The organism is Blastococcus sp. SYSU DS0533 (assembly GCF_054050775.1).
In genome coordinates this window covers 223,701-250,137 of record NZ_JBJGZZ010000001.1, presented here as the reverse complement: position 1 = coordinate 250,137, position 26,437 = coordinate 223,701, and the positions used below count along the sequence as shown (strand labels likewise).

Annotated in this window: 29 protein-coding genes; 7 read left to right on the top strand and 22 right to left on the bottom strand. The window is 75.8% G+C overall.

Annotated elements, in window-relative coordinates; genetic code table 11:
* Positions 1 to 107 precede the first annotated feature (107 nt).
* The 14 genes from ccsB to ACI79W_RS01210 form a co-directional block, all read right to left on the bottom strand.
* On the bottom strand, positions 108 to 1,055 hold the full coding sequence (ccsB, locus tag ACI79W_RS01275) for a c-type cytochrome biogenesis protein CcsB (RefSeq protein ID WP_456560278.1): 948 nt from the start codon (positions 1,053 to 1,055) through the stop codon (positions 108 to 110).
* Positions 1,048 to 2,667, bottom strand: a complete 1,620-nt coding sequence (gene resB, locus ACI79W_RS01270; RefSeq protein WP_456560277.1) for a cytochrome c biogenesis protein ResB — start codon at positions 2,665 to 2,667, stop codon at positions 1,048 to 1,050. The genes ccsB and resB overlap by 8 nt, the downstream gene beginning before the upstream one ends.
* On the bottom strand, positions 2,664 to 3,488 hold the full coding sequence (locus tag ACI79W_RS01265) for a cytochrome c biogenesis CcdA family protein (RefSeq protein ID WP_456560276.1): 825 nt from the start codon (positions 3,486 to 3,488) through the stop codon (positions 2,664 to 2,666). The genes resB and ACI79W_RS01265 overlap by 4 nt, the downstream gene beginning before the upstream one ends.
* A gap of 2 nt (positions 3,489 to 3,490) precedes the next feature.
* Positions 3,491 to 4,063, bottom strand: a complete 573-nt coding sequence (locus ACI79W_RS01260; RefSeq protein ID WP_456560275.1) for a TlpA family protein disulfide reductase — start codon at positions 4,061 to 4,063, stop codon at positions 3,491 to 3,493.
* Complete coding sequence (locus ACI79W_RS01255) at positions 4,060 to 4,692, bottom strand: histidine phosphatase family protein (protein ID WP_456560274.1); 633 nt, start codon at positions 4,690 to 4,692, stop codon at positions 4,060 to 4,062. Before ACI79W_RS01255 ends, ACI79W_RS01260 begins: the two co-directional genes overlap by 4 nt.
* Positions 4,689 to 6,056, bottom strand: coding sequence for a glutamate-1-semialdehyde 2,1-aminomutase (gene hemL, locus ACI79W_RS01250; protein ID WP_456560273.1), 1,368 nt, complete (start codon positions 6,054 to 6,056; stop codon positions 4,689 to 4,691). Before hemL ends, ACI79W_RS01255 begins: the two co-directional genes overlap by 4 nt.
* Positions 6,053 to 6,532 (bottom strand): hypothetical protein, encoded by a 480-nt coding sequence (locus tag ACI79W_RS01245; protein WP_456560272.1) that lies wholly within the window; start codon positions 6,530 to 6,532, stop codon positions 6,053 to 6,055. Before ACI79W_RS01245 ends, hemL begins: the two co-directional genes overlap by 4 nt.
* Before the next feature lie 19 nt (positions 6,533 to 6,551).
* Positions 6,552 to 7,541: a porphobilinogen synthase gene (gene hemB, locus ACI79W_RS01240; protein WP_456560271.1), complete on the bottom strand. Its 990-nt coding sequence runs from the start codon at positions 7,539 to 7,541 to the stop codon at positions 6,552 to 6,554.
* A gap of 26 nt (positions 7,542 to 7,567) precedes the next feature.
* The gene (locus ACI79W_RS01235; RefSeq protein ID WP_456560270.1) at positions 7,568 to 9,112 is read right to left on the bottom strand and encodes a uroporphyrinogen-III synthase; all 1,545 of its coding nucleotides are present in this window, start codon (positions 9,110 to 9,112) and stop codon (positions 7,568 to 7,570) included.
* A 91-nt stretch (positions 9,113 to 9,203) separates the two neighbouring features.
* Complete coding sequence (hemC, locus tag ACI79W_RS01230) at positions 9,204 to 10,190, bottom strand: hydroxymethylbilane synthase (protein ID WP_456560269.1); 987 nt, start codon at positions 10,188 to 10,190, stop codon at positions 9,204 to 9,206.
* A complete protein-coding gene (locus ACI79W_RS01225; protein WP_456560268.1) occupies positions 10,187 to 11,566 on the bottom strand; it encodes a glutamyl-tRNA reductase in 1,380 nt (459 codons plus the stop codon). The genes hemC and ACI79W_RS01225 overlap by 4 nt, the downstream gene beginning before the upstream one ends.
* Positions 11,563 to 12,222, bottom strand: coding sequence for a redox-sensing transcriptional repressor Rex (locus ACI79W_RS01220; protein ID WP_456560267.1), 660 nt, complete (start codon positions 12,220 to 12,222; stop codon positions 11,563 to 11,565). Before ACI79W_RS01220 ends, ACI79W_RS01225 begins: the two co-directional genes overlap by 4 nt.
* Before the next feature lie 236 nt (positions 12,223 to 12,458).
* Positions 12,459 to 12,716, bottom strand: a complete 258-nt coding sequence (locus ACI79W_RS01215) for a glutaredoxin family protein (protein WP_456560266.1) — start codon at positions 12,714 to 12,716, stop codon at positions 12,459 to 12,461.
* A complete protein-coding gene (locus ACI79W_RS01210; protein ID WP_456560265.1) occupies positions 12,709 to 14,289 on the bottom strand; it encodes a class I adenylate-forming enzyme family protein in 1,581 nt (526 codons plus the stop codon). Before ACI79W_RS01210 ends, ACI79W_RS01215 begins: the two co-directional genes overlap by 8 nt.
* 195 nt (positions 14,290 to 14,484) lie before the next feature.
* On the opposite strand from ACI79W_RS01210, the gene ACI79W_RS01205 reads away from it, so the two are divergent.
* The 3 genes from ACI79W_RS01205 (at position 14,485) to ACI79W_RS01195 (ending at position 17,584) form a co-directional block, all read left to right on the top strand.
* Complete coding sequence (locus ACI79W_RS01205) at positions 14,485 to 15,225, top strand: sigma-70 family RNA polymerase sigma factor (protein ID WP_456560264.1); 741 nt, start codon at positions 14,485 to 14,487, stop codon at positions 15,223 to 15,225.
* 112 nt (positions 15,226 to 15,337) lie between these two features.
* Positions 15,338 to 16,483, top strand: coding sequence for a DUF5667 domain-containing protein (locus ACI79W_RS01200; RefSeq protein ID WP_456560263.1), 1,146 nt, complete (start codon positions 15,338 to 15,340; stop codon positions 16,481 to 16,483).
* 108 nt (positions 16,484 to 16,591) lie between these two features.
* The gene (locus ACI79W_RS01195; protein WP_456560262.1) at positions 16,592 to 17,584 is read left to right on the top strand and encodes an HAD family hydrolase; all 993 of its coding nucleotides are present in this window, start codon (positions 16,592 to 16,594) and stop codon (positions 17,582 to 17,584) included.
* On the opposite strand, the gene ACI79W_RS01190 is transcribed toward ACI79W_RS01195, so the two are convergent.
* The 5 genes from ACI79W_RS01190 to proC all read right to left on the bottom strand — a co-directional run bounded on the left by ACI79W_RS01190 (position 17,542) and on the right by proC (position 21,392).
* Positions 17,542 to 18,456, bottom strand: a complete 915-nt coding sequence (locus ACI79W_RS01190; protein WP_456560261.1) for a lysophospholipid acyltransferase family protein — start codon at positions 18,454 to 18,456, stop codon at positions 17,542 to 17,544. The two genes, ACI79W_RS01195 and ACI79W_RS01190, sit on opposite strands and share 43 nt — an antisense overlap.
* Positions 18,449 to 19,555: an NAD-dependent epimerase/dehydratase family protein gene (locus ACI79W_RS01185; RefSeq protein ID WP_456560260.1), complete on the bottom strand. Its 1,107-nt coding sequence runs from the start codon at positions 19,553 to 19,555 to the stop codon at positions 18,449 to 18,451. Before ACI79W_RS01185 ends, ACI79W_RS01190 begins: the two co-directional genes overlap by 8 nt.
* Positions 19,556 to 19,565: 10 nt before the next feature.
* Positions 19,566 to 19,664 (bottom strand): 30S ribosomal protein bS22, encoded by a 99-nt coding sequence (locus ACI79W_RS01180; protein ID WP_012854759.1) that lies wholly within the window; start codon positions 19,662 to 19,664, stop codon positions 19,566 to 19,568.
* A gap of 220 nt (positions 19,665 to 19,884) precedes the next feature.
* Complete coding sequence (locus ACI79W_RS01175; RefSeq protein WP_456560259.1) at positions 19,885 to 20,229, bottom strand: helix-turn-helix domain-containing protein; 345 nt, start codon at positions 20,227 to 20,229, stop codon at positions 19,885 to 19,887.
* 344 nt (positions 20,230 to 20,573) lie between these two features.
* The gene (gene proC / locus ACI79W_RS01170) at positions 20,574 to 21,392 is read right to left on the bottom strand and encodes a pyrroline-5-carboxylate reductase (RefSeq protein ID WP_456560258.1); all 819 of its coding nucleotides are present in this window, start codon (positions 21,390 to 21,392) and stop codon (positions 20,574 to 20,576) included.
* Positions 21,393 to 21,700: 308 nt separating this feature from the next.
* Here proC and ACI79W_RS01165 point away from each other — a divergent pair, with 308 nt between their 5' ends.
* Positions 21,701 to 22,267 carry a type 1 glutamine amidotransferase domain-containing protein gene (locus tag ACI79W_RS01165; RefSeq protein ID WP_456560257.1) on the top strand — a complete coding sequence of 189 codons (567 nt, stop codon included), beginning with the start codon at positions 21,701 to 21,703 and terminating at the stop codon, positions 22,265 to 22,267.
* A gap of 6 nt (positions 22,268 to 22,273) precedes the next feature.
* Here the strand turns inward: ACI79W_RS01165 and ACI79W_RS01160 are convergent, their stop codons facing one another.
* Both ACI79W_RS01160 and ACI79W_RS01155 read right to left on the bottom strand, forming a co-directional pair.
* Positions 22,274 to 23,056, bottom strand: coding sequence for a hypothetical protein (locus ACI79W_RS01160; protein WP_456560256.1), 783 nt, complete (start codon positions 23,054 to 23,056; stop codon positions 22,274 to 22,276).
* Entirely contained in the window at positions 23,056 to 24,000 is a 945-nt protein-coding gene (locus ACI79W_RS01155; protein ID WP_456560255.1) for a Ppx/GppA phosphatase family protein, read from the bottom strand. The genes ACI79W_RS01160 and ACI79W_RS01155 overlap by 1 nt, the downstream gene beginning before the upstream one ends.
* An 84-nt stretch (positions 24,001 to 24,084) precedes the next feature.
* Here ACI79W_RS01155 and ACI79W_RS01150 point away from each other — a divergent pair, with 84 nt between their 5' ends.
* Positions 24,085 to 24,960, top strand: a complete 876-nt coding sequence (locus tag ACI79W_RS01150; RefSeq protein WP_456560254.1) for a hypothetical protein — start codon at positions 24,085 to 24,087, stop codon at positions 24,958 to 24,960.
* Here the strand turns inward: ACI79W_RS01150 and ACI79W_RS01145 are convergent.
* Positions 24,844 to 25,929 carry a helix-turn-helix domain-containing protein gene (locus ACI79W_RS01145; RefSeq protein WP_456560253.1) on the bottom strand — a complete coding sequence of 362 codons (1,086 nt, stop codon included), beginning with the start codon at positions 25,927 to 25,929 and terminating at the stop codon, positions 24,844 to 24,846. The two genes, ACI79W_RS01150 and ACI79W_RS01145, sit on opposite strands and share 117 nt — an antisense overlap.
* A gap of 81 nt (positions 25,930 to 26,010) precedes the next feature.
* On the opposite strand from ACI79W_RS01145, the gene ACI79W_RS01140 reads away from it, so the two are divergent.
* Positions 26,011 to 26,229, top strand: coding sequence for a hypothetical protein (locus ACI79W_RS01140; RefSeq protein ID WP_456560252.1), 219 nt, complete (start codon positions 26,011 to 26,013; stop codon positions 26,227 to 26,229).
* A gap of 10 nt (positions 26,230 to 26,239) precedes the next feature.
* Positions 26,240 to 26,431: a DUF3072 domain-containing protein gene (locus ACI79W_RS01135; RefSeq protein ID WP_456560251.1), complete on the top strand. Its 192-nt coding sequence runs from the start codon at positions 26,240 to 26,242 to the stop codon at positions 26,429 to 26,431.
* Positions 26,432 to 26,437: the final 6 nt, after the last annotated feature.

The following is a 26,437-nucleotide window of genomic DNA, read 5'->3' as shown; positions in this document are numbered from 1 at the left end:
CCCCACCTGCCGGTGCGCTGCTGGTCAGCTCCATGGGGGCATGGAAGCACGAGGTGCCGACGACGGGCGGCATTGCCCGCGCGGCGCTGCCCGGACGGGGGAGGGCGTCACTCGACCCCGGCGTAGCTGTGCAGCCCGCTGGAGACGAGGTTGACGAACGTCAGGTTGAAGATCATGACCGCGAGGCCGACCACGTTGACCCATGCCGCCTTGCGCCCCCGCCAGCCCGGCGTCGTCCGGGCGTGCAGGTAGGCCGCGTAGACGACCCAGGCGACGAACGACCACGTCTCCTTCGGGTCCCAGCCCCAGAAGCGACCCCAGGCCGCCTCGGCCCAGATGGCGCCGGCGATGACCGCGAAGGTCCAGATCGGGAAGCCGAGGACCGCGGTGCGGTGCGCGACGCGGTCCAGCGTGGCGGCCGCGGGCAGCCGGGAGACGACGCCGCCGCCCTCGTCCGCGCCCGGGCGGGCCTTCACCAGGTACAGGACGCTGGCGATGCCGCTGACCATGAAGATGCCGAAGCCCAGGATGGCCGCGGTGACGTGGATCGCGAGCCACGCCGACCGCAGCGCGGCGACGACCGGCGCCGCCTCGGTGTAGAGGCCCAGCCCGATGGCCACCAGCGAGAGCACCACCGGTCCCAGCACGAAGACGCCGATGTGCCGCAGGTTGGGCGTGCGCACCGCGAGCACGACGTAGGCCACGACCGCGACCAGCACGACCGCCGTCGCGAACTCGTACATGTTGCCCCAGGGCAGCCGGTCGGTCGCCATGCCGCGGGTGACGAGGATGCCGGTGTGGGTGAGCGCGCCCAGGACGGTCAGCCCGATGGCGGCCAGCCCCCAGCGGTTGCCCCGGGGGGTCTCACCGGCCGCCGCCGGCCCGGAGGCGACGACGCCGGTGGCGCCGGCCCCGACGGCGGCCAGCTCGCGGGGGCGGGCGACCCGGCGGCCGAAGGCCAGCTGCGCGCAGAAGGCGAGCAGCGCGACGGAGTAGAGCGCGACGCTCACGGAGAAGAGGCTGTCCGACAGCTCGGCCAGCGAGGAGTCAGTCACGCGGGAGGACCTCCGGATCGGGTGCGGTGCGGGCGGGCGGGGCCGCGGCCAGCGCGTCCCCCAGGTCGTCGGACAGGGCGTCGAACCGCGAGCCGCTCTCGCCACCGCCGCGCGTCAGCGACGCCAGCGTGAGCACGGTACCGCCGCCGTCGGCGGCGGGCTCGGCCCGGGCGAAGACGCGCTCGCGGCGCAGCAGCAGCATGCCGAGCAGCCCGCCGAGGAGCGCGATCGCGGCGCCCAGGACCCAGAGCTGGCCCGGGTCGTGCGAGTACTGGAGGGCGGCGAACTCCTTGACCCCGCTGAAGGTGATGCGGGTGCCGTCGGGCAGGTCGAACGACTCCCCCACCGACAGGTTCGCCGACCCGACCTCGGTGAGCCGGCCGCGCTCGATCTGGCTCTGGTCCAGCGAGTACACCGACTGCGGCAACCCCGAGTCCAGGCCGAGGTAGCCGGAGTAGGCGATCAGCGCCACCTGCGGGGCCAGCGGCCGCGGGTCGACCGACGTCAGCACGCCGCCCTGCACGAGCCCTGTCGGGGCGAAGAAGCCCTCCAGCGCCAGCTGCTCCTCCCGCCCCGGGAGGTCGGGCAGCTTGAGCGCTCCCTGGCTGGCCAGCGTCTGCTGGTCGCTGGGCAGGAACGGCACGGTCAGGTCGGTGAACGTCGTCCCGTCGGGCACGGTGACGGTGAACGTCGGGCTGAAGCCGTGGCCGGTGACGTAGACGCGGTCGCCGTCGAGGCGCAGCGGGTCGTTCACGCCGATCGTGCGGGAGCGCTCCTCGCCGGCCGGGGCGCCGTAGCGGATGTCGGCGGTGAACGAGGCGGCGGTGAGGTTCTCCTCGTACTCGGCGGTGAACTGGTCGAGGTCGACGCAGAGCGCGTTGAGGTCGCCGCTGTCCACCAGCGGGCCGGCGGAGTAGGTGTCGTACTGCTGGAACGAGTTGCAGAAGCCCTGCCCCTCGGTGACCAGGATGCTGCCCTCGTAGCCCCACAGCTTCCCGCCCGCCAGGCCCAGCAGGAGGGCCAGCAGGGAGAGGTGGAAGACCAGGTTGCCGGTCTCCTTGAGGTAGCCCTTCTCGGCCGAGAGCTCGGGGCCCCGCGCGCCCTCGCGGCGGACGACCCGGTACCTCCGCACCCGCAGCTCCTCCTCGACGACGTCGAGCGCCGGGCCGGGAGCGGCCGGGGCGGCCAGGCGGCCGGAGTCGGGCAGCCGGAGGAGGTTGCGCGGGGCCGGCGGCGGGGGGGTGCGCAGCGCGCGGGCGTGCTCGGCCGCGCGCGGGAGGACGCAGCCGATCAGCGAGACGAACAGCAGCAGGTAGACCGCCGCGAACCACGGCGAGCTGAAGACGTCGAACAGGTAGAGCCGGTCGAGCACCGGGGCGAGCTCGGGGTGGTCGGCGAAGTACTGGTTGACGTTGTTCTGCGACAGCGCCCGCTGCGGCAGCAGCGAGCCGGGCACGGCCGCCAGCGCCAGGAGGAACAGCAGCACGATCGCGGTCCGCATGGCGGTGAGCCGCCGCCACCAGCGGAGCAGCAGACCGCCGAGCCGGCGGCCGGCGGAGGGCCCGGGCGGCGGGGCGGGCGCGGCCGGGCGCGGGGGTGCCTCGACGCTCACAGGGCCGACTCACCGAAGCCGGTGGTCGCCAGCCACGAGCGCAGCCAGCCCATCATCTCGGTCCACGCGCCGGTGAGCAGCAGCAGCCCGATCAGGACCAGGACGACGCCGCCGAACCGGGTGACCGCGCGGGCGTGCCGGCGCAGGAGCGAGGTGGCTCCCACGGCCCAGCGGGCGCCGAGCGCGACCAGCAGGAAGGGGACGCCCAGCCCCAGGCAGTAGGCGACGCCCAGCAGCGCGCCCCGTCCGGCGGTCGCCTCGGAGACCGCCAGCGAGTACACCGCGCCGAGCGTCGGGCCCAGGCAGGGCGTCCAGCCCAGCCCGAAGACGATGCCGAGCAGCGGGGCGCCGGCGAGCCCGGCGACCGGCCGCGCGGTGAGGCGCTTGGTGCGCTGCAGCAGCGGCAGCCAGCCGAGGAAGCCCAGCCCGACCACGACGGTGATCGCCCCGAACACCCGGTTCAGGGTGTCGGCGTGCTCCACCAGGAGCCGGCCCAGGCCGCCGAACGCGGCGCCGAAGGCCACGAAGACGAGGGTGAAGCCGAGCACGAACAGCAGCGCGCCGAGCACCATCCGGCCCCGCGGCGCGCGCTCGTCCACCGGCGCGCGCACCGCCGTCGCCGTCCCGCCACCCGTGGGCGCGGGCGCGGCGGCCGCCGTGCGGGTGCCGCTGCCGACGAGGCCGGTGACGTAGGACAGGTAGCCGGGCACCAGCGGCAGCACGCACGGCGAGGCGAAGCTGATCAGGCCCACGAGCGCGGCGACGCCGGCGGCCACGAGCAGCGGCCCGTCGGTCACCAGGCCGGCGAAGGTCTCCCCCACGGTCAGGCTCCTTCCGCCAGCACCTGGTCCAGCACCGCCCGCAGGTCCTCCTGCTGCACGGCCGCGGTGTAGACCGCGGCCACCCGCCCCTGCCGGTCCAGCACGATCGTGGACGGGATGGCGTTGGCCGGGTAGTCGCGGAACGCCAGGGCCACCTCGCCGCGCGGGTCGAACAGCGACGGGAAGGTGATCTCCTTGCCGTCGAGGAAGGCCTGGGCGAGCTGGCGGTCGTCCTTGACGTTGATGCCGAGGAACTCGACGCCCTCGGCCCCGACCTCGCCGTAGACCTCCTGGAACTCCGGCGTCTCCACCCGGCAGGGCGGGCACCAGGAACCCCAGAAGTTGATCACTGCGATCTCGCCGTCCAGCGCCTCGGAGTCGAACGAGCCGCCGTCGAGCAGCTCTCCGGTGAACCGCGGCGCGGCCTGCCGCTCGGCGGGCGGGATCACCTCACCGGCCGGGGTGCCGGCCACGAAGCGGAACTCGCCGCCGTTGTTGACGTCGACCGCGTCCGAGCCGGTGCTGCACCCGGTGAGCAGCGCCGCCGCCAGGACGGCCGTGAGCACCCGTCTCATGCGCCCGGCACCGCGTCGGGATCGGTGGCGCCGGCCGGCTCCGCGTAGGAGAGGCCGACGAAGCGGTCGTCCTCGTAGGTGAGCGAGGTGACGCTGGCCAGCGAGCACTGCCGGCGGCGGGGGTCGTGGGCGAACCGGCGCCCCTCGACGTGCAGCCGCGTCGTCCAGATGGGCAGCTGGTGGCTGACCAGCACGGCCTCGTGGCCGCGGGCGGCGTCCCGGGCGGCCTCGACCGCGGCGATCATGCGCGCGGCGATCTCGACGTACGGCTCGCCCCAGGAGGGCTGCACGGGGTTCCGCAGCTTCCACCAGTTGCGGGGCGCCCGGAAGACGCCGCCCCCGCGGCCGACGACCGTGCCCTCGAAGGCGTTGCCCGCCTCGATGATCCGCTCGTCGACGGCGACCTCCAGCCCGGTGGCCTCGGCCAGGGGGCGGATGGTCTGCCGGGCCCGCTCCAGCGGGCTGGACACCAGGTGGACGACGTCCCGCCCGCGGAACCACTCGGCGGCCGCCACCGCCATGGCCTCGCCGGCGGCGGACAGGCGGTAGCCGGGCAGCCGGCCGTAGAGCACGCCCGCGGGGTTGTGCACCTCGCCGTGACGCAGGAGGTGGACGACGGTCGTGGTCACGAGGAGCGCTCGCTGTCGATCGCGCCGGTGCGGTGGGCGTCGGCCTCGGCGGCGGCCCGGGCCGCTGCGGGCAGGGCCTCGAGCACGCGGTCCAGGGCCTCGCCCTCGAGCCGGGCGTTGACGAACCACGCCTCGAACGCCGACGGCGGCAGGTAGACACCGCGGGCGAGCAGCGCGTGGAAGAAGGCGGTGTAGCGGGAGACGTCCTGCGTGCGGGCGTCGTCGTAGTCGCGCACCTGCCGCTCGTCCGGCACGAAGAAGATCGAGAACATGCTGCCGGCCTGCTGCACCCGGTGGGGCACGCCGGCGGCGAACAGCGCCGCGCTCGCGGCGCCGCGCAGCACCGCGGAGACCTCGTCGCAGCGGGCGTAGACCTCGTCGGTGCAGTTCCGCAGCGTGGCCAGCCCCGCCGCCACCGCCACCGGGTTACCCGAGAGGGTGCCGGCCTGGTAGACGGGCCCGCTGGGCGCGAGGTGGTCCATGAGGTCGGCCCGGCCACCGAAGGCCGCGGCCGGCAGCCCGCCACCCATGACCTTGCCGAAGGTGAACAGGTCGGCGTCCACCGGGTCCAGGCCGTACCAGCCCGACCGCGAGACGCGGAAACCGGTCATGACCTCGTCGAGCACCAGCAGCGCACCGTGCGCGGACGTGATCCGCCTCAGCTCGGCGTTGAAGCCGTCCAGCGGGGGCACGACACCCATGTTGCCGGGGGCGGCCTCGCTGACGACCGCGGCGATCTGCGGGCCCCGCTCGGCGAACACCGCCTCGACTGCCGCGACGTCGTTGTACGGCAGCACGACCGTGTCGGCGGCGGCCCCGGTGGTCACGCCGGGCGTGTCGGGGAGCCCGAGCGTGGCGACGCCCGAGCCGGCCGAGGCCAGGAGCGCGTCGACGTGGCCGTGGTAGTTGCCGGCGAACTTGACCAGCAGGGGCCGGCCCGTCACACCCCGGGCCAGGCGCACGGCCGAGAGCACCGCCTCGGTGCCGGAGTTGACCAGCCGGACGCGCTCCACCGGGGCCACCCGGCTGCGGATCTCCTCGGCGAGCTCCAGCTCGCCCTCGGTCGGGGCGCCGAAGGACAGCCCGCGGCGGGCGGCCGCGGTGACTGCCTCGACGACGGCGGGGTGCGCGTGGCCGAGGATCATCGGCCCCCACGAGCTGACCAGGTCGACGTAGCGCCGGCCGTCCGCGTCGGTGAGCCAGGGACCCGAGCCCACGGCCATGAAGCGCGGCGTGCCGCCGACGGCGCGGAAGGCCCGCACCGGGCTGTTCACCCCGCCCGGGGTGATCTCCTGACCGCGGGCGAAGAGGCCGGCCGAGACGGGGGCCTCGTAGGTGTACGGCGGGTTGTCCAACGAGGTCACGTCCCCAGTGTCCCCTCTGCGCCCGGCGACCGGTCGGAGGCATCGCGCACACCCCCGAGGAGGGCCGCCCGCAGCGCCGCGGGGTCCCGCGTCGGGACGAGCACCGTCCGGCCGTCGGCCAGCCGCAGCGGCAGCCCCGTGCGGCCTCGGGGCAGCGACCACCCCCCGCCGAGCACGGGCGCACCGGCGTCCGCCCCGGCGTCGGCCTCCCGCAGCGCAACCGCGTCGACGTCGTGCAGCGCCACCCGTTCGCGGCCGACCACCAGGCCGTCGGCGTCCACCCGCACCGTCCAGACCCGGCGGGCGGAGAGGCAGCCGATCGCGACGATCCCCGGGACCGCGACCAGGGTGAGCACCCAGACCAGCGGGGGGACGTCGGGCCCAGGCAGCAGCAGGTCCCAGACGGCGAAGAGCCCGAGGACCGCGGCGACCAGCCAGAACGGCCGCCAGGAGCCCCCGGGCTCGACGTACGCCACGTCCCCGACCACCCCCGGCTCAGCGGGTCAGCAGCCGCGCCGCCTCGACGGCCCAGTAGGTGAGCACCTGACCCGCGCCCGCGCGGCGGATGGCGACCAGCGTCTCGAGGATCGCCCGCTCGCGGTCCACCCAGCCGTTGGCGGCGGCCGCCTCGACCATCGCGTACTCGCCGCTGACCTGGTAGGCGCTCACCGGCACCTGCACCGCCTCGGCCACCCGCGCCACGATGTCCAGGTAGGGCAGCGCGGGCTTGACCATGACGGCGTCGGCCCCCTCGGCGAGGTCCTGCGCGACCTCGCGCAGCGCCTCGTCGGCGTTCGGCGGGTCCATCTGGTAGGTCGAGCGGTCACCGAACTGCGGAGCGCCCTCGGCGGCCTCGCGGAACGGGCCGTAGAAGCCCGAGGCGTACTTGGCCGCGTAGGCCAGGATCGGCACCTCGGTGAACGCGGCGCTGTCCAGCCCGGCGCGGATCGCCGCCACCTGACCGTCCATCATCCCGCTCGGCGCGACGAGGTGGGCACCGGCCTGGGCCTGCGCGATCGCCACCGCAGCGTACCGGTCCAGCGTCGGGTCGTTGTCGACGACGCCGGCGGGGGTGACCACCCCGCAGTGCCCGTGGTCGGTGTACTCGCACAGGCAGAGGTCGGCCATGAGGACCAGCTCGTCGCCCAGGTCGGCCCGCAGGTGCTGCAGCGCCACGTTGACCACGCCGTCGGCGGCGTCGGCCTGCGAGCCGACCGGGTCCTTCCCCGACGGGATGCCGAAGAGCATGAGCCCGCCGATGCCGGCCTCGGCCGCCTCGTGCGCGGCCTTCCGCAGCGAGTCCTGGGTGTGCTGGAGGACGCCGGGCATCGAGCCGATCGGCACCGGCGCGTCGATGCCCTCCTTGACGAAGACCGGCAGCACCAGGTCGGCCGGGGCCACCCGGGTCTGCGCGGTCAGCCGCCGGAGCGCGGGCGTCGACCGCAGCCGGCGCCCGCGCGCGAAGCCCGGGTTGGCACCCTGCACCCGTCCCGCCCCGCCACCCCCGCCCGTCACTTGCCCTCGCCGCCCTCCGCCTCGCGCAGCGACAGGGCGTGCTCGGCGAGCGCGTCCACCAGCGGCGCCACGGCGGCGGTCTCCGGCTGCACGTCGACCCGCAGGCCGAACTCCTGCGCGCTGGCCGCCGTCGCGGGGCCGATCACCGCGACCACGGTCTTGGCGTGCGGCTTGCCGGCGATGCCCACCAGGTTGCGGACGGTGCTCGACGAGGTGAAGCAGACGGCGTCGAAGCCACCGCCCTTGATCGCCTCGCGCACCGCGGCCGGCGGCGGCGCCGCGCGCACGGTCCGGTAGGCGGTGACGTCGTCGATCTCCCAGCCGCGCTCGACCAGCCCGGCCGCGAGGGTCTCGGTGGCGATGTCGGCTCGGGGCAGCAGCACCCGCTCGATCGGGTCGAGCACGTCGTCGTACTCGGGGAAGTCGGCCAGGAGGCCCTGGCTGGACTGCTCGCCGGTGGGCACCAGCTCCGGCTGGATGCCGAACTCGCGCACCGCGTCGGCGGTCTGCTCGCCGATGCAGGCGACCTTCACGCCGGCGAAGGCGCGGGCGTCCAGGCCCAGCTCGACGAACTTCTCCCGCACGGCCTTCACCGCGTTGACCGAGGTGAAGACGATCCAGCCGTAGCGGCCGGTGACCAGGCCCTTGATGGCGCGGTCCATCTGCGCGGGGCTCCGCGGCGGCTCGACGGCGATCGTCGGCACCTCGACCGGCACCGCGCCGTAGGCGCGCAGCCGGTCGCTCATCTCCCCGGCCTGGTCCTTGGTGCGCGGCACGAGCACCCGCCAGCCGAACAGCGGTCGGCTCTCCCACCACGACAGGCGGGCGCGCTTGTCGACGGCGGTGCCGACGGTGGCGACCACCGGTCCGCTGAGCGGGTCCAGCCCGGCGGTCTTCTCCGCCACGGCCGACAGCTTGGTCACCAGGCTCTTCTGGCCGGTGCCGGAGCCGCCGGTGGTGACGACGACCGGGGTGCTGCCGGCGAGGCCGCCCTCCACCAGGCGCACGGCGGCGTCCGGGAGCTCGTCGGCGGCGCCCTGCAGCACCAGCGTGCCCCCGGCGGCCGCGGCGGCGCCGGCCAGCGCGGGGAGGTCCACGCCGCTGCGGAGGTCCGCGGTCACGGCGGTGCTGCCGAGCGCGACGCCTGCGAAGGCCGGGACGGCGGTGGCGGTCGCGACGCCGGGCACCACGTCGAAGGGCACGGAGGTGCGGCCGACGGCGAGCACCTCCTTGACCACGTCGTCGGAGGTGTAGGGGTCACCGGTCACCAGCCGGACGACGACGGCGCCGTTCTTGGCGGCCGCGACCGCGCTCTTGGCCACCTCCGCGGGCTCGCCGGACACCGGGGTGAGCTCGGTCCCCGGGTTGGCTTCGCGGACGGCGTCCTGCACGGCGGAGGTGACGTCGGGGTCGACGAGGACCACCGCCGCCTCGGCCAGCGCGGCGTGCGCGCGGGCGGTGAGCATGCCCGGGTCACCCGGGCCGGCGCCGACGAACACGACCCGGCCGGACTGGCCTGCGGTCTTGCGGAAGCGCGTCATGGCGTGCTCCTGATCCTGGCCCGACGAGGTCGGGCGTCTGGTATGGCCCGGGACGTCCGGGCGTCTTCTGGGGTCTGGGTGGGGTGCGGGGTCACTCGCCGGCCGCCATCAGCGCGGCCGCGCCCCGGTCGAGCAGCTCCGCGGCGAGGCCCCGGCCGAGCGCCGCGGCGTCGGCGAGCGGGCCGGTGGCCGAACCGCGCACCGAGTCGCTGCCGTCGAGCGCGGTGACCGAGGCGCGGAGGAACAGCTCGGGGCCGCTCTCCCCCTCGGCGACCTCCGCGTACGCGGCGACCGGCGCGCTGCACCCGGCCTCGAGCGCGGCCAGGGTGGCGCGCTCGGCCACCACGCAGGCGCGCGTGGCGGCGTCCTCGAGCCGGCCCAGCAGCTCGCGGGTGCGGGCGTCGCTGGTGCGGCACTCCACCGCCAGGGCCCCCTGGGCCGGGGCGGGCAGCACCTGCAGTGGGTCGAGGGTCTCGGTGATCCGGTCGGTGCGGCCGATCCGGCTCAGGCCGGCCCGGGCCAGGACGACGGCGTCCAGGTCACCGGGGCCGCCGGGCGAGCCGGCCACGCGGGCGAGCCGGCTGTCGACGTTGCCGCGGATGGGCACGATCTCCAGGCCCAGCCCGAGGGCGCGCAGCTGGGCCACGCGGCGCGGGGCGCCGGTGCCGATCCGCGAACCCGGCGGCAGCTCGCCGAGGGTGAGGCCGTCGCGGGCCACGAGGGCGTCGCGCGGGTCCTCCCGGACCGGCACCGCGGCGAGGTTGAGCCCCGGCTCGGGCGCGGTCGGCAGGTCCTTGTAGCTGTGCACCGCCAGGTCGACCTCGCCGTCCAGCAGGGCGCGGCGGATGGCGGTCACGAACACGCCGGTGCCACCCAGCTGGGCGATCGCCGCCGACGACCGGTCGCCCTCGGTGCTGATCAGCACGAGCTCGACCGGTACGCCGGTGGCGGCGGTGAGGGCGTCGGCGACGGCGCGGGACTGGGTCTGCGCCAGCACGCTGGCCCGGGTGCCCAGCCGCAGCGGGGTCGCGGTGCCTGCCGCCGTGGTGGCGGCGACCCGCTCGTCGGTGGCGGTCATGCCGGGCCTCCCGGGCGGTCGGGGTCGACGGTGACGGCCTCGGCCAGCCGGCCGGCACCGGGGGTGACGTCGGCGTCGATGCCCAGCCCGAACAGTGCCCGCAGCGCGCCCGCGTAGTCGGTCCCCCCCGGCGTGGCGGCGAGTTCCTTGACCCGGACGGTGGGCTCGTGCAGCAGCTTGTCGACGACGCGGCGCACCGTGCGGGCGATCTCGGCGCGGGCCCGCGCGTCCAGGTCGGGCAGCCGGCCGGCGAGCCGGAGCAGCTCGGCGTCGACGACCTCGGCGGCCTGGCTGCGCAGCGCGGAGACGGTGGGGCCCACCTCGGCGGCCTGCCGCTCCGCGCGCAGCAGCGCCGTCTCCGCCTCGATCATGGCGCGGGCGGCGCTGATGTCGTCGGCCGCCACCGGTCCGGGGGTGCTCCCGCCGTCGCGCCGCTCGCCCTGCAGAAGAGCTCCACGGTTCTCGCTCTGCAGGAGGGCCAGGTCGACGACGTGCACGCCGGGCAGCGCGGCCACACCGGGGTCCACGTCGCGGGGCAGCGCGAGGTCGATGACCACCAGCGGCCGGTCACCCCGGCCGCTCATCGCCCCGGCGACGACGTCGGTGCCCACGACGAGCCCGGTGGCGCCGGTGCAGGTGACCAGCACATCCGCGGCGGCGATCTCCTCGCCCATGCGGGCCAGCGGCGCGGCACGCCCCTCGACCGCCTCGGCCAGCCGATCGGCGGACGCCGGCGTGCGGCTGCTGACCACCACGTCGGCGCCGCGGCGGGCCAGCGTGGTGGCGGCGAGCGCGCCCATGGAGCCGGCGCCGACGACGAGGACGGGGCGGCCCGCGAGCGGCCCGATGCGGCTCTCGGCCCGGTCGAGGGCCACCGAGACCAGCGAGGCGCCGGCCCGGTCGATGCCGGTCTCGGAGTGCACCCGCTTGCCGACGCGCAGCGCGCGCTGGGCCACCGGGTGCAGGGCGCGGCCGACCGTGCCCTCCTCGCGGGCGAGTGCGTAGGCGGCGCGCAGCTGGCCGAGCACCTGGGTCTCGCCCACGACCATGGAGTCCAGCCCGGCGGCCACGGTGAAGAGGTGGGCCACCGCCTGGTCCTCGTAGTGCACGGTCACGTACGGCGAGAGCTCCTCCACCGTGGCGCCGGCCTGGCGGGCCAGCACCCGGCTGACGTCGGTGACACCGCCGTGGAACCGCTCGACCTCGGCGAACACCTCCACCCGGTTGCAGGTGGCGAGCACCAACGCCTCGCTGACGTGGTCGCTGCCGACGAGCTCGTGCAGCGCCTTGACCCGCTCGTCGGGACCCATCGCGAACTGCTCCAGCAGCGCGACCGGTGCGGTCTGGTGGCTCACGCCCACCGCCAGGAGGCTCACGCCGACTCCTCCCCCACGGGCACCCGCTGCTGGCCGAGGAAGGCCAGCACCTGGAGCTCCACGGAGAGGTCGACGTGGCGGACGTCGACGCCCGCCGGAGCCGACAGCGAAACCGGCGCGAAGTTCAAGATGCTCCTCACCCCGGCCGCGGCGAGCCGGTCGCAGACCTGCTGGGCGACGTCGGCCGGCGTCGCGATGACCCCGATGGAGGCCCGGGTGGCCGAGACGACGGCCTCGAGCTCCGCCACGTCCTGCACGGTCAGCCCGCCGATGCGCAGGCCGACGCGGTCGGGCGCGGCGTCGAGCAGGCCGACGAACTGGAAGCCCCGGCTGCCGAAGCCCGCGTAGTCGGCGAGCGCCGCACCCAGGTTGCCGATGCCCACGAGCACGCAGGCGCGCGAGCGCTCGGCGCCCAGCACTCGGGCGATCCGCTCGCGGAGCGCCCGCACGTCGTACCCGACCCCCCGGACCCCGCAGGAGCCCAGGTGGGACAGGTCCTTGCGCAACCCCGCGGGGTTGACGCCGGCGGCCGAGGCGAGGTCGCCGGAGGAGACGGTGGTCCGGCCGCCGTCGGCGAAGCCGGTCAGCACCCTCAGGTACACGGCCAGACGGGCGACGGTGGCCTCCGGGATCGACCGGGGCCGCGGCTGGATCACGGGCTCTCCACAGCGGTCGCGCCCGGGGGCCCGGCGGGCGCCGGGGGCGGGGCTACGACATCGGGGACGCGGGCGCTCGACGCGCTCGCGTCCGCCACGGTAACCGCTTGTGAACGCAGGAACAAAGTCGCCAGCGCACCTACGGCCCGTTGACCTGGACCGATCGGGTCACAGGTGTGGTGGAGACCACGATAACCGCCGGGGGCCACCACCCGGACGGGGGGTGGCCCCTGCGTTCAGCCGGCGGCGTCCTCCGGCAGGCCGAGGTCCCGGCGCAGCCGGGGGACGTCCAGCGTGAAGTAGGAGTGCTCCCGGCCGTCGAGCAGCAGCACCGGCACCCGGTCGCCGTACTCGGCCTGCAGCTCCGGGTCGGTGTCGACGTCGACCTCGACCGGCTCCAGCCCGGCGCGCGCGGCGACCGGGGCCAGCTGCTCGGCCGCGGTCAGGCAGAGGTGGCAGCCCTCGCGCACCAGGAGCTGCAGCCGCTCAGCCACCGGCACCCTCCCCGAGCGCGGACGCCGTCACCGGGTCGTCGGTGCCGGGGAGGCCCAGCTCGCGCAGGCGGGCGCGGCTGACCTTGCCGGTGAGGGAGTGTGGCAGCGACGGGAGGAAGTGCACCGAGGTCGGCACCTTGTACCGGGCCAGCGACTCCGCCGCGTGGGCCTGCAGCTCCTCCACCGCCAGCCGCTCCCCCGGCGCCAGGACGACGACGGCGCGCACCGCGGACCCGGTGCGCCCGTCGGGGACGCCGATGACCGCGCTCTCCACCACCGCGGGGTGCTGGTCGAGGACCCGCTCCACCTCCGCCGGGTAGACGTTGAAGCCGCTGACGAGGACCAGGTCGCTGCGCCGGTCCACCAGGTGCAGGTCGCCGTCGGCGTCGCGGTAGGCGAGGTCACCGGTGCCGAGCCAGCCGTCGGCGTCGGGCCCGTCCGCCCCGTCGGGCCAGTAGCCGGAGAACAGGTTCGGGCCGCGCACCCAGATCTCGCCCGGACCCTCGTCGGCGCCGTCCTCGGGCTCCGCGGCACCGGTGCCGTCACCGCCCGGGAGCGGCGCCGCGGCGGCGGTGTCGCGCAGCGCCAGCTCCAGCCCCGGCACCGGGCCGCCGATGCAGGCGGGTTTGGCGCGGCCGGTGGCGAGGGTGCTGGTCACGACGGGCGCCGCCTCGGTGAGGCCGTAGCCCTCCCAGACCGTGACGGCGGCGCGCTCGCGCATCGCCGTCCACACCTCCTCGGGCAGCGGGGCGGCCCCGGCCGTGGCGATGCGGACGGCGGCGAACGCGCGGCGGAGGTCGGCGTCGCTGCTCGCCGCGTCGGCCGCGGCCAGCCAGGCCTGGTACATCGGCGGCGCACCCGGCACCGTGGTGACCTGCTCCTCGGCCATGAGCGCCAGCGACGCCCGCGGGTCGAAGCCCTCCTGCAGCACGGCGCAGGCACCGGCCGCGGCCACCAGCCCGAAGCCGGCGTTCAGCCCGTACACGTGGAACAGCGGCAGCACCAGCAGCACGCGGTCGCCGGGCTGCACCGGCGGCGGCGTCATGGCCAGGCACTGCTCCTGGTTGGCCCGCAGCGCACCCGAGGTGAGCATCGCGCCGCGCGGGCGACCGGTGGTCCCGCTGGTGTAGCAGAGGAAGGCAAGCGCGGCGGGGTCGTCGGCCACCGCGGGGGCCGGCCCGTCCGCCTCGGGTGGGCCGGGGCAGACCGGCACCCCGGCCAGCTCGTCGCGCACGTCGGTGGCCACCAGCAGCGCGGCGCCGGAGTCGGTGAGCACGTGCTCGAGCTCGGGGTCGGTGTAGGCGGTGTTCACCGGGACGACGACGAGGCCGGCGCGCAACCCGCCCAGCACCGCCCGCAGCCAGTCCACCCCGTTGGGCAGCTGGACGGCGACCCGGTCCCCGGCGCGGAGCCCGCGCTCGGCGTAGCCCGCCGCCACCCGGTCCGCGGCCGCGTCCAGCTCACCCCAGCTGAGCCGGCGGGCCCCGGCGACCACCGCGGGGGCGTCCGGGTCGCGCTGCGCGGCCCCGCGGACCAGCGCGGCCAGCGAGGTGCCTGCCTCGGGCACTGACATCTCCTGTCGTCGGAGCGACGCGCAACCGGGCCCGCCGTGCGCCCGGGGGCGCGCGGGGGCAGGCTGCCGTGGACGGGCACGGGCGATGTTGTCACCATGGGGCCCGTGCCGCAGCCCGCGCGCGCCCTCCGGCGTGCGCGGGAGTCCCAGGACGGTCCAGGCAGAGCGGGCCGAGGAGGAGGTCGAACGCCCCGCATGCCGCACCCCCTGGACGCCGAGCGGTCGGCCGGCGCCGGCTCCCGCCCGCGCCCGACACCGTTCCCCCGAGCGAGCGCAGAGGCCCTGCCCGCGCCCCTGCCGCCGCCCCCGCCCGTCCCCCTGCCCGCGGAGCTGCCCACCGAGGTCGTCGCGGAGCTCGCCGCCGCCGACCCGGGCCCCGTCGCGGCCGGCGACGTCGACGTCTGGGAGCTGGTGCGCCGTACCCAGGCGGGGGACGCCGAGGCGTTCGGCCGCCTCTACGACCACTACGTGACCCTGGTGCACCGGTACGCCTACCACCGGGTCGGCGACCGGGCGACGGCCGAGGACGTCACCAGCGAGACCTTCGTCCGAGCCCTGCGGCGGATCGACTCGCTCTCGTTCCAGGGCCGCGACGTCGGGGCCTGGCTCGTGACGATCGCCCGCAACATCATCCGCGACCAGGTGAAGAGCAGCCGCTTCCGCCTGGAGGTCAGCACCGCGGACATGCGCGACGCGGACCGGGCCACCGACGGCCCCGAGGACGCGGTGCTGCAGCACCTGACGAACGAGCAGCTGCTGGCGTGCGTGAGGCAGCTGGGGAGCGAGCAGCAGGAGTGCATCGTGCTGCGCTTCCTGCACGGCCTCTCCGTCTCCGAGACTGCCGAGATCATGGGCAAGAAGGACGGTGCGATCAAGGCGCTCCAGCACCGGGCGGTCCGGCGGCTGGCGAGCCTGCTCCCCGAGGGGCTGCGGTGACCCCCGCGCCGCGACCGGCCGTAACCGGCGGGCCCGCCCCGTCGTTGGGCAGGGCGCGGCGGACGGCCGCCGACAGCAGGACGTGCGCCCAGGTCAGGACGGGAGGTGGCGGGTGATCCAGCCCGAGGACGGCTCGGCCCTGGCCGGCCCCGGCACCGGGGCCGCGGTGGTCGCCCGTCTCGAGGCCCTCGCCGACCAGCTCGACACCGCTCCCGACCCGCAGTACCGGTCCCGCGCCCGGGCCCGGCTGGTGGCGATGGCCGCCGTCCGCACCCCCGAGCCGGCGACGCGCCCCCTGCGCCGCCGGCTGCTGGCCGCCCGGGCCGTGGACCGGCCCCCGTCGCGGTGGCGGGGACGGATCACCGCCGGGCTCGCCGGAGCCGCCGTCGGGGTCACCGGCCTGGCCGCCCTGGTGGCCGTCGCGGCCGGCGCGCAGCCCGGTGACCCCCTCTACGACCTCAAGCGCGGCACCGAGCAGACCCAGCTGGCGCTGGCGGGCGACAGCCGCGGCCACACCCTCCTGGAGCTGGCCGGGACCCGACTGGGGGAGCTGACCCTCCTCCTGGGGGCCGGGGACCCGGTGCTCGTCGAGCGCACCCTGCACACCATGGACGAGCACACCACCCAGGGGGCCGGCTTGCTGACCGGGCAGGCCGTGCAGGGCGGCGACACCGCACCGCTGGACACCCTGTCCCGCTGGACCGCCGAGCAGTCGGGCGGGCTCGCGGCCCTGGCCGGCGACGTGCCGGCGGGCGCCGCCCCCGCGTACGGCCGCTCGACCGACCTGCTGCGCGCCCTGGCCACCCGGGTCGAGGCGCTCCGCGAGGCCCTGCGGTGCACGGCCGGTCCGGCCGTCGTGGGGGACGACGCCCTGGGCCCGGTCCCCGGCGTCTGCCCCGCCGACAGCCCGGTGACCGTCGTCGAGGAGCCCCCCGCCGTGGTCCCCCCCGAGGCCGCCCCCTCCCCCGACGTCCCGCCGTCGGCCGGCCCTCCCGCGCCCGCGGTGCCGTCCGCCCCCCCGGCGCCCGGGAGCACCCTGGCGGGCGAGCCGCAGGGTCCCGGCCGGGACGTGCCCCCGAGCACCGCACCGCCCACGCCCAGCGGCCTCCCCCGGCCACCGGTGCCCAGCCTGCCGCAGCCGGAGAGGCCCGGCACCGGCAGCAGCACCACCCGGACGCCCCCACCGGTGGTCGCCGTCCCGCTCCCCGGTCCGCTCCAGGTCTGCCTGCCCCCGCTGATCACCGTCGGGGAGTGCTGACCGGGACCTGTCCGGTGTGCCGGCCCCGGCTAGGGTCGCAGGAGCGGCGCCGGGGACGACGTCAGGCCCGGCTCCGGGGTCGAGCCGGATCGAGTGAGGGAGGTCGCCGTGGCGCGACTACCAGTGCGCGGTCACCGTGCCGCCCAGCCCGCCGAGGAGACCCGCGCCCACGTCGCGGGCGCCGCGTCGGCGGCGGCCGCCGAGGTGGCCAGCCCGCCGGCCGTCGAGCCCGACCTCACGGCCGCGGCGTTCTTCGACGTGGACAACACGATGATGATGGGCGCGTCGCTGTTCTGGTTCGCCCGCGGCCTGGCGGCCCGGAAGTACTTCTCCAACCGCGACCTCGCCCGGTTCGTCTGGCAGCAGGCGAAGTTCCGCATCGCCGGCAACGAGAGCGCCGACGACATGCTCACGATCCGCGAGAACGCGCTCGCCTTCGTCGCCGGCCGCGAGGTCTCCGAGATCCAGCAGGCCGGCGAGGAGATCTACGACGAGCTGATGGCCGACCGGATCTGGTCGGGCACCCGCGTGCTCGCCCAGCAGCACCTCGACGCCGGGCAGCGGGTGTGGCTGGTGACGGCCACACCGGTCGAGCTGGCGTCGATCATCGCGCAGCGGCTGGGGCTGACCGGTGCGCTCGGCACCGTCTCGGAGATCGTCGACGGGCGCTACACCGGCCGCCTGGTCGGCGAGCTGATGCACGGCCCGGCGAAGGCCGAGGCCGTGCTCGCGCTCGCCGAGCGGGAGGGCCTGGACCTGTCCCGGTGCACCGCCTACAGCGACTCGGCCAACGACCTGCCGATGCTCTCCCTGACCGGCACCGCCGTCGCGGTGAACCCCGACACCGAGCTGCGCGCGGAGGCCCGGGCCCGGGGCTGGACGATCCGGGACTTCCGCACCGGCCGGAAGGCGGCGAAGATCGGCGTCCCCACGGTGGCCGCGGCGGCGCTCTCCGGCGGGCTGGTCGGCGGCGCGCTGGCGCTGCGCCGGCGCAACAAGCTGCCCTGGGGGGCGGCGCAGCCACCGGTCCCGGTCGCCGAGCCGAGGTCGACGCTGCTTCAGGCGCCGAAGACGCTCTTGCGGCGCAGCAGCAGCTGGTAGAGCGAGTGCTGGATGGTCTCGCGCACCTGGTCGGTGAGGTTGAAGACCAGCATGGGGTCCTCGGCGGCGGCCGGGCCGTAGGACGCCGTCTCGATGGGCGCACCGAAGGCGATCAGCCACTTGGACGGCAGCGGCACCAGGCCGAGCGGGCCCAGCAGCGGGAACGTCGGCGTGACCGGGAAGTAGGGCAGCCCGAGCAGCCGGGCGAGGGTGCGGGCGTTCCCGATCATCGGGTAGATCTCCTCGGCGCCCACGATGGCGCAGGGGATGATCGGCGCCCCGGTGCGCAGGGCCGCGGAGACGAAGCCGCCCCGGCCGAACCGCTGCAGCGTGTAGCGCTCGCGGAACGGCTTGCCGATGCCCTTGAAGCCCTCGGGGAAGACGCCGACCAGTTCGCCGCTGGTGAGCAGCCGCTCGGCGTCCTCGTTGCACGCGAGGGTGGCGCCGAACTTGCGGGCCAGCGCGCCGACGCCCGGCAGCTCGAACACCAGGTCGGCGCCGAGCAGCCGGAACCGGCGGCCGGCCGGGTGCTCGTCGTGCAGTGCGACGGTGGTCATGAGGGCGTCGATCGGCAACGTGCCGGAGTGGTTGGCCACGACGAGCGCCCCGCTGTCGGAGGGCACGTTCTCGAGCCCGGAGGTCTCCACCCGGAACCAGGAGCGGAACAGCGGGCGGAGCGCCGGCAGCAGCACGTGGTCGGCCAGGTCGGGGTCGAAGCCGAACTCGTCGGTCTCGTACTCGCCGGTGAGGCGGCGCTGCAGGAAGTCGACGCCACCGGCCAGCTGCTCCTCCCAGCCGCGGGGCGCAGGCGGCGCGGTCACGCGGGGCTCGTCGTCCTCGGGGCGGAGCCGGATCACCCGGGCCTCAGGCATCGCGCACCGCCCGCAGCGCCGGGGACGGCGGGGACGGCCGGAACCGCTGCTCCACGGCCGAGGCGGTGTCGCCGATCCGACCGAGCAGCGAGCGCAGCCCGCTGCCCACCGCGCGGACCGCGGCCGGGTCGAGGACGGGCGGCACGGTGCGCGCGTAGTCGGCCAGCGCCGCCGCGGTGGTGTACCGCGGGGTGTAGCCGAAATCCCGCCGGAGGACCGTCGTGTCGACCACCCGGCCGAAGTTCAGGAAGCGCATCTGCTCCGGGGAGTAGTCGACGAAGCCGAACCGGCGCGAGAGCCGGCCGACCGAGCCCAGGGCCGGCGTGGGCACCGGTACCTCGAGGCGGCCGAGCCGGCGGATGGCCTGCGAGAGCAGGAGGGTGCCCTCGCCGCCCACGTTCACGGTGCCGGCGAAGTCACCGGTGGTCGCGCGGGTCAGCACCGCGAGCGCGTCGTCCTCGTGCAGCAGCTGCACCCGGGCGTCGTACCCCAGGGCCGTGGGCACCAGGGGCATGCGCAGGAAGCCGGTCAGCAGCGAGTCGATGCGTGGGCCGATGAAGTTGGCGAACCGGAGCACCGCCACGTCGACGTCGGGACGGCGGCGGCCGAAGGAGCGCACGTAGCCCTCGATGTCGACGCTGTCCCGGGCGAAGCCGCCCGCCGGCACCTGCCGCGCCTGCATGGCCTCGGTGAAGACCGCCGGGTCGCGCGAGGAGGCGCCGTAGACGGCGCTGGTCGACTTCAGGACCAGGCGGCGCACCGATGACGCCCGCTGGCAGGCCGCCAGCAGCTGCATGGTGCCGATGACGTTGAGCTCCTTCATCGGCACCCGCCCGCCGGATCCGGCGGGGGTGGAGCTGATGTTCATGTGCACGACGGTGTCCACCGACGCCGCGGCGATCACCTTGCCGATCAGCGGGTTGCGGATGTCGGCGCGGACGAACTCGGTGCGCCCCAGCCGGCGGAGCACGGCCGGTGACGGGGGGACGGTGTCCACCCCGATGACCCGCCGGATGCGCGGGTCGGAGGCGAGCTCGGCCGCCAGCGCGCCCCCCAGCCACCGGCTCACGCCGGTGACGAGGACGACCGCGGGCGGCACGAGCCTCAGCTCACTTCTTGTTGCGACGCTGGACGCGCGTCTTCTTCAGCAGCTTGCGGTGCTTCTTCTTCGCCATCCGCTTGCGCCGCTTCTTGATGACCGAACCCACGTGTGCTCTCCCGACTTCGCGAAATGATCAGCTCGAACGCGGCCGCAGGAGCCTGCCCTGCCGTCGCCCGGCGACCGAGCGTACCCGAGCCGCCTCGCGGCGATGACACCGTCGCCCTCCGGGCGCCAGGGCGACCAGCGGCCGCGCACTCGTCGCGTCGGGCCGTTTCGTCACTCCTCGCGGAGACCTCCGGGCGACGACGCTGTCGCCCTCCCGTCTCTCAGGCGATGTCGGTGTAGGCGTCGCGCAGGTAGTCCTGCACGGCGCGCTCCGGCACGCGGAACGAGCGGCCGACGCGGACGGCGGAGAGCTCACCGGCGTGGACGAGGCGGTACACGGTCATCTTGGAGACGCGCATCATCGAGGCGACCTCCGCGACGGTCAGGAAGGTGACGGCGGCGCGGGGGGCGGGGACGGCCGGGCGGCCGATCGGCATGGCGGCGGGGTGCTGGGCCGGCACGGGGCGGGCGACCGCAGAGGCGTTCATCGGGCGGACCATCTGACGGGGCACGGGCATCCCCGGGCGGACGACGGTGGCGGCAGCGTGGCGCTGGGGCATGGTCATGTCTTCGTCTCCGGAACCTAGCTCGTGTCGTGGCGCCGGCTTCCCCACCGGCAACTGAACACGCACGCGCTGGCACTGAGAGTAAGGGGGCGGGCGTGACTGAAGCGATGGGTGAAACGAACAGGCGGACCGGTCCGTCCTAGGCAGAACTACACCTATGCAACACGGTGCACACGCGTTCCGGCGCGTTTCACGACACGGTGAGAAGTCGGTGACGCAGGGTCGCACCGATCTGCTCGGACGTGCACTACCGTGTTCGCCCGATCACGCCAGGTGGTCGTCGACCTGTCGACACGGGAAGGCACCGGCACCGCGTCCTGACCGGTCGACGTCAGGACTTGTCGTCAGGCCCCGTCCCGGCCCAGCTCGACCGACCGCGCGTGCGCGGCCTCGATCGCGGCCATGAGCGCCGCCCGGACGCCGTGCTTCTCCAGCTCCCGGATGGCGGCGATCGTCGTGCCACCCGGGCTCGAGACCGCTTCGCGCAGCTGGACCGGGTGCTCCCCCGAGTCGCGCATCATCACCGCCGCGCCGAGCGCCGTCTGCACGATCAGGTCGGCGGCCAGCGCTCGCGGCAGCCCCAGCAGGATGCCGGCGTCGACCATCGCCTCGACCAGGTAGAAGAAGTAAGCGGGCCCGCTCCCCGACAGCGCGGTGACGGCGTCCTGCTGCGCCTCCGGCACCCGGCGCACCTGCCCGACGGCAGCCAGCAGCGCCTCCGCCTCGTCCAGGTCCTCGTCCCTCGCGTGCGCACCGGCCGAGAGCACGCTCATGCCCTCGTCCACGAGCGCCGGGGTGTTCGGCATGACCCGCACGACCGGGACGCCGGGCGGCAGCGCCGCTTCGATCCGTGCCGTGGGCACGCCGGCGGCGACGGAGACCACGAGGTGCCCGTCGTCGACGTGCTCGGCGACCAGTCGGAGGAGCGCGTCGATGTCCTGCGGCTTCACCGCGAGCAGCAGCACCCGCGCCCGGGTCGCGGCCTCACCGAGGTCGACCGCGGGGACCCCGTACCGCCCGGTGAGCTCGGCGGCGCGCTCCGGGCTGCGCTCCACGACGAGCAGCCCGTCGGCCCCGCCTCGGCGGACGAGACCGGACAGCAGCGCCTCGCCGATCTTCCCCCCGCCGACGATCGCCAGTCCGCGCCGGCCGGTCGCGGTCACCGCCGCACCCCTGCGGCGGGCGCCTGCGCGCGGGCGGCGTGGGCGGCGGCGAGCAGCCGGCGCTGCGCCTCGGTCGTTTCTCCCCAGGGCATGACGTGCTCCCAGCTGTCGGGCGCACGGCCCGGGCCGTGCGCTCTACCGGTGGTGGCGATCGGTCGCGGGCCGGTGGCCCGGCCCACCGCGTGCCCGGCGCTCCGCGCGGCGTCCCCGGGAGGCAGCGGCACGCTGGGTGCGGGCGGGCGGACGGGCACGCCGAAACCGTAGTGCTCGGGCGTGTGCCGGCTCCGGGCGCCGGGTAGCGGCGCCCCATGGCAGGAGAACTGGACGGGATGAGGGTGGCCGTGCTGGCCACCGACGGTGTGGAGCAGGTCGAGCTGGACCGCCCCTGGCAGGCGCTCGAGGAGGCCGGCGCCGAGCCGGAGCTGGTGTCCTTCTCGACCGGCACGATCACCGCCTACCAGCACATCGACAAGGGCGAGAAGCGCACGGTCGACACCGACCTCGGCTCAGCGGACCCGGACGACTACGCGGCCCTGGTCCTGCCCGGCGGCGTGATCAACGGAGACTTCCTGCGCGCGGACGCCGACGCGGTCACGTTCGTCAAGGCGTTCTTCGACGCCGGCAAGCCGGTGGCGGCGATCTGCCACGCACCCTGGGTGCTGATCGAGGCCGGCGTGGTCCGCGGCCGCCGGATGACCTCCTGGCCCTCGTTGCAGACCGACCTGCGCAACGCGGGCGCCGACTGGGTGGACGAGGAGGTCGTGGTCGACGGGAACCTGGTGACCAGCCGCAAGCCCGACGACCTCGACGCCTTCGGGGCGGCGATCGTCGAGGAGTTCGCCGCGTCGCGGGACGCCGAGCCCGCCGACGCCTGACCGGGGTCAGGAGGTCGCGAGGAGCGTGGCCGCCGGCGCGATCGTGAGCAGGGTGCCCGCGAACACCAGGACGGCGAGCAGGGGGGCGCCCACCGGCTCGGAGCCCTGGCGCTCGCGCCACGCGTTCACCCCGGCCACCAGCCCGGTGACCGCGAGCGGGGCCAGGAACACCGCCAGGTGCGGGATCATCTCCCAGAGGACGGTGGCGGCGAAGTAGATCCCCACCCCGGCTGCGAGGGCGATGACCAGCTCGCCGGCGAACCGGAGCCAGGCCAGCGCGCTCTCGCGCGGGGTGGCGTCCACGCCGGCGTCGTCGGCGCGGACCACGGGGATCGGCCCGGTGGACGCCACGCCCTCGCGAGGAGCCGCACCCGTCGCCGTCGCCCCGCGGGCGGGCCGCCGGGTCGTGCGCTGCGGGCCGGCCGCCTCCGCCGCCTCGGCGGGGCGCCGCAGGGGCGGCACCGGTCCGGAGGGGTGCGGCACCCCGGGCTTGCGGTCCGGCCGCAGCCCGGGGATCGCGGCGGTGGCGGGGTCGGCGGCCCGGCCGGCTGGGCGGCTCGCCCGAGCGGGCACGGCCTCGGCCTCGGGGGCCTGCAGGTCGCTGCGTCGCCGGCCGTAACCGGCACGGTCGGCGCCGGCATCGGCGCGCCGCTGGCGGATCCCCGTGTCGTCCTCGTCGTCGGCGCGCCGGCGCCGGGCGGTGCGGGCCGCCGACTCGATGCCGGCCTCGCGGAGGATCTCGGCGAGGGAGCGCCCTCCCGTATCCGGGCTCCAGTCCGGTTCGGCCATCACGCCCCTCCCAACGAGTCCAGCCGGCGGAGGATGACCCCCTCGCGCAGCGCCCACGGACAGATCCGCACGCACGGTACGTCGAGCGCACGCAGAGTAGCGGCAGCCACGACGGCGCCGGCGGGAACCTGGTGCGCCCGCGCGGCGGACACGCCGGGGAGCTCGGCGAGCGCCGAGGACTCGATCCGGGAGACGAAGCCGACCAGCTGACCGAGGCCGGTCGCCGTCAGCTCCCGCGGGACCCGCAGCCCGCTCGCGGACGGCGCGGCGCCGGCGAGGCGGGCGAGCGTGCGGAAGGTCTTGCTGGTCGCGGCGACCAGGTCCGGCGGGCCCGCCGCGGCGATCTTCTCCGCGGCCGGTGCGAGCAGGTCCGCGGCGTGCGCGGACAGCGCCTCCAGCGCCGAGAGGTCGGGCCGCCCCCCCGCCTCCGCCCGGGGCAGGAAGAGCCGGCTCATCCGGCCCGCGCCCAGGGGCAGGGAGAGGGCGACGTCGGGGTCCTCGTCGATGCCCGCGGCGAGTTCCAGCGAGCCGCCGCCGATGTCGAGGACCAGCAGCCGGCCGGCGCTCCAGCCGAACCAGCGCCGGACGGCGAGGAAGGTCAGCCGCGCCTCGTCCTCACCGCTGAGCACCTGGAGGTCCACGCCGGTGCGCTGCCGGACCCGGTCCAGCACCTCCAGTCCGTTGGCCGCCTCGCGGATGGCGGAGGTGACCAGCGCCAGCAGCTCGTCGCAGCCCTGCGACTCCGCCTGGTCGCACGCCCGCTGCACCGCGCTGAGCAGCGCCTTCTCCCCCGCCTTGGAGAGCACGTCGTCCCGACCCACGTGCTCCGCGAGCCGCAGCACCGACTTGTCGTCGTGCATCGGGGTCGGGTGCGCACCGCGGTGGGCGTCCACCACAAGCAGGTGCACCGTGTTCGAGCCGACGTCCAGCACCCCGAGCCGCATGCGGCCAGTCTGCCTGGCCCCTCGCCAGGGCTCGCGTCGAGCGCAGCGGGACGGGGGAGGAGGGGGGCCTTCTAAGGTGGCCAGGTGCGGAACGAGCCCTTCGACGAGGTCGCCCCCGACTTCGCCCGCGAGTGGGTGGAGTTCCCCGACCCGGCCGATCCCGGGCACGTCGTCCGGGCCGACCTCACCTGGCTCACCTCGGCGTGGACCTGCGTGTTCGGCCGGGGCTGCGCCGGCGTGGTGGAGGGGCGCCCGGACGACGGCTGCTGCAGCCACGGTGCCTTCTTCACCGACGAGGACGACCTGCACCGGGTGACCGCCGCGGTGGCCGACCTGACCGACGAGGACTGGCAGCTGGCCCCCGCCGGACGCGGCGCCTGGACCGAGGTGGACGACGCCGAGGACCCGGGGGAAGAGAGCACGGCCGAGGACCCGGGGGGAGAGCGCCCGGGCGGTCACGCCGGCGATCGCGTGCGGTCGCTGCGGACCCGCGTGGTCGACGGCGCCTGCGTCTTCCTCAACCGCCCTGGGTTCGCCGGTGGCACCGGGTGCGCCCTGCACGGGATGGCGCTGCGGACCGGGCTGCACCCCCTCACGACCAAGCCGGACGTCTGCTGGCAGCTGCCGGTGCGCCGCGAGCAGGAGCACGTGGACCGGCCCGACGGCACCCGGGTGCTGGTCTCGACGATCGGTGAGTTCGACCGGCGCGGGTGGGGCCCCGGCGGCCACGACCTGCACTGGTGGTGCACCGGCTCGCCCACCGCGCACGTCTCGCCCGAACCGCTGGTCGAGACCTACGCCGCGGAGCTGGTCGCGCTGCTCGGGGGCCCGGCCTACGAGGAGCTACGCCGGCTGGCCGAGCTGCGGCTCGACCTGGGGCTGGTCGCCCCCCACCCGGCCAGCCCCGCCCTCGCCGGGCCGGTGCCCGTCCAGCTGCACCGGCGCCGCCCCGAGGCGTGACACCGCGCCGGCCCGGAAGGTCTGCCGGTAGGTCCGCGGGGAGACACCTCGCCGGCGGGTGAACTGCTCGCGGAGCCCCGCCGCCGTCCCGAACCCGACCAGCCGGGCGATCTCCTCGACCGGGGCGTCGCTGTTCTCCAGGAGCTCCTCGGCCGCCGCGAGCCGCTGGGCGAGCAGCCAGGCGTGCGGCGTCGTGCCGGTGGTCGCCTTGAACCTCCGGGCGAAGCTCCGCGGGCTCATCAGCGCGCGCCGCGCGAGGACGTCGACGGAGAGGTTGTCGGCGAGGTGGCGACCGGCCCACTCCAGGACCAGGCCGAGCAGGTCGTCGGAGCAGGCGGGGACAGGGGCGTCGATGAACTGCGCCTGGCCGCCGTCCCGGTGCGGCGGCACGACCATCTCCCGGGCCAGCGCGTTGGCCGCGGAGGCGCCCCACTCCCGGCGGACGAGGTGCAGCAGCGCGTCGACGCCCGCCGCCGTCCCCGCTCCGGTGAGGATGCGCCCGTTGTCCACGTAGAGCACCGCCGGGTCGACGTCGAGCTGCGGGTAGCGGGCAGCGAGCTCGCCGGCGTAGCGCCAGTGCGTCGTGACCCGCATCCCGTCCAGCAGGCCGGTGGCGGCCAGGGCGAAGACCCCCGTGCAGTGGCTCACGAGGATGGCGCCCCGGGAGTGCGCCCGCCGGAGCGCGTCCAGCAGCGCCGGTGACGGGAGCCGGTCGACGACCTCCCAGGCGGTCACCAGCACGATGTCGGAGCGGTCCAGCCGGTCGAGGCCGTGCTCGACGAGGATGCCGATGCCGGTGTCGGTGCGCAGGACGCCCGGGTGCTCGGCGACCAGTGCGAAGTCGAAGCGGGGCAGGCCGATCTCCGGGCGGTCGTAGCCGAACACCTCGTTGCTCACCCCCAGCCCGAAGCTGGCGACGAGGCCCTCGCCGACGACGAGGCTGACCACCAGCGGGCGTCCCTCTGCCATGCCCACACTATGGCAGGAAAGCTGCGGTAGCGGTCACCCCTGCCACTCGTGCAGGTGGGCAGGCGGCGCCACGCTGGTCCCATGTTGCTGATCACCTGCCCCGTCACCCGGACCGACGAACTGGTCGCCGACCGGCGCATCCGGTCGGTCACCAACCACCCGACGCACATCGCGCTGCACGTGGAGTGCCCCGCCTGCGGCGCGGTCCACGTCTACCCGACCGGCCGCCGGTGGGAGGCGACGCAGGCCGCGCGTGCCGCGGCCGCCGTCCGGCGCGCGCCCGAGCTGCACCCGGCCTAGCATCGAACACATGAGCGAACCGAACTCCGCCGACCAGACCACCGAGAAGGACCCGGACGACTGGGTCACCGGCGACGAGCCCGCCACCGGCGCCCAGAAGAGCTACCTCGAGACGCTGGCCCGGGGCACCGACGAGGAGATCCCCGAGGACATCTCGAAGGCCGACGCGTCCAAGAAGATCGACGACCTCAAGAACGACTGAGGGGGT

Bases quoted from the DNA above. Each gene is read 5' to 3' on its own strand.
- ACI79W_RS01135 (WP_456560251.1), top strand. From the start codon at position 26,240: ATGAGCGAACCGAACTCCGCCGACCAGACCACCGAGAAGGACCCGGAC.
- ACI79W_RS01175 (WP_456560259.1), bottom strand. From the start codon at position 20,229: ATGACCATGCCCCAGCGCCACGCTGCCGCCACCGTCGTCCGCCCGGGG.
- ACI79W_RS01165 (WP_456560257.1), top strand. From the start codon at position 21,701: ATGGCAGGAGAACTGGACGGGATGAGGGTGGCCGTGCTGGCCACCGAC.
- hemC (WP_456560269.1), bottom strand. From the start codon at position 10,190: ATGACCGCCACCGACGAGCGGGTCGCCGCCACCACGGCGGCAGGCACC.
- ACI79W_RS01190 (WP_456560261.1), bottom strand. From the start codon at position 18,456: ATGCCTGAGGCCCGGGTGATCCGGCTCCGCCCCGAGGACGACGAGCCC.
- ACI79W_RS01160 (WP_456560256.1), bottom strand. From the start codon at position 23,056: ATGGCCGAACCGGACTGGAGCCCGGATACGGGAGGGCGCTCCCTCGCC.
- ACI79W_RS01140 (WP_456560252.1), top strand. From the start codon at position 26,011: ATGTTGCTGATCACCTGCCCCGTCACCCGGACCGACGAACTGGTCGCC.
- ACI79W_RS01155 (WP_456560255.1), bottom strand. From the start codon at position 24,000: ATGCGGCTCGGGGTGCTGGACGTCGGCTCGAACACGGTGCACCTGCTT.
- ACI79W_RS01260 (WP_456560275.1), bottom strand. From the start codon at position 4,063: ATGAGACGGGTGCTCACGGCCGTCCTGGCGGCGGCGCTGCTCACCGGG.
- ACI79W_RS01145 (WP_456560253.1), bottom strand. From the start codon at position 25,929: ATGGCAGAGGGACGCCCGCTGGTGGTCAGCCTCGTCGTCGGCGAGGGC.
- ACI79W_RS01205 (WP_456560264.1), top strand. From the start codon at position 14,485: ATGCCGCACCCCCTGGACGCCGAGCGGTCGGCCGGCGCCGGCTCCCGC.
- ACI79W_RS01235 (WP_456560270.1), bottom strand. From the start codon at position 9,112: ATGACGCGCTTCCGCAAGACCGCAGGCCAGTCCGGCCGGGTCGTGTTC.
- ACI79W_RS01210 (WP_456560265.1), bottom strand. From the start codon at position 14,289: ATGTCAGTGCCCGAGGCAGGCACCTCGCTGGCCGCGCTGGTCCGCGGG.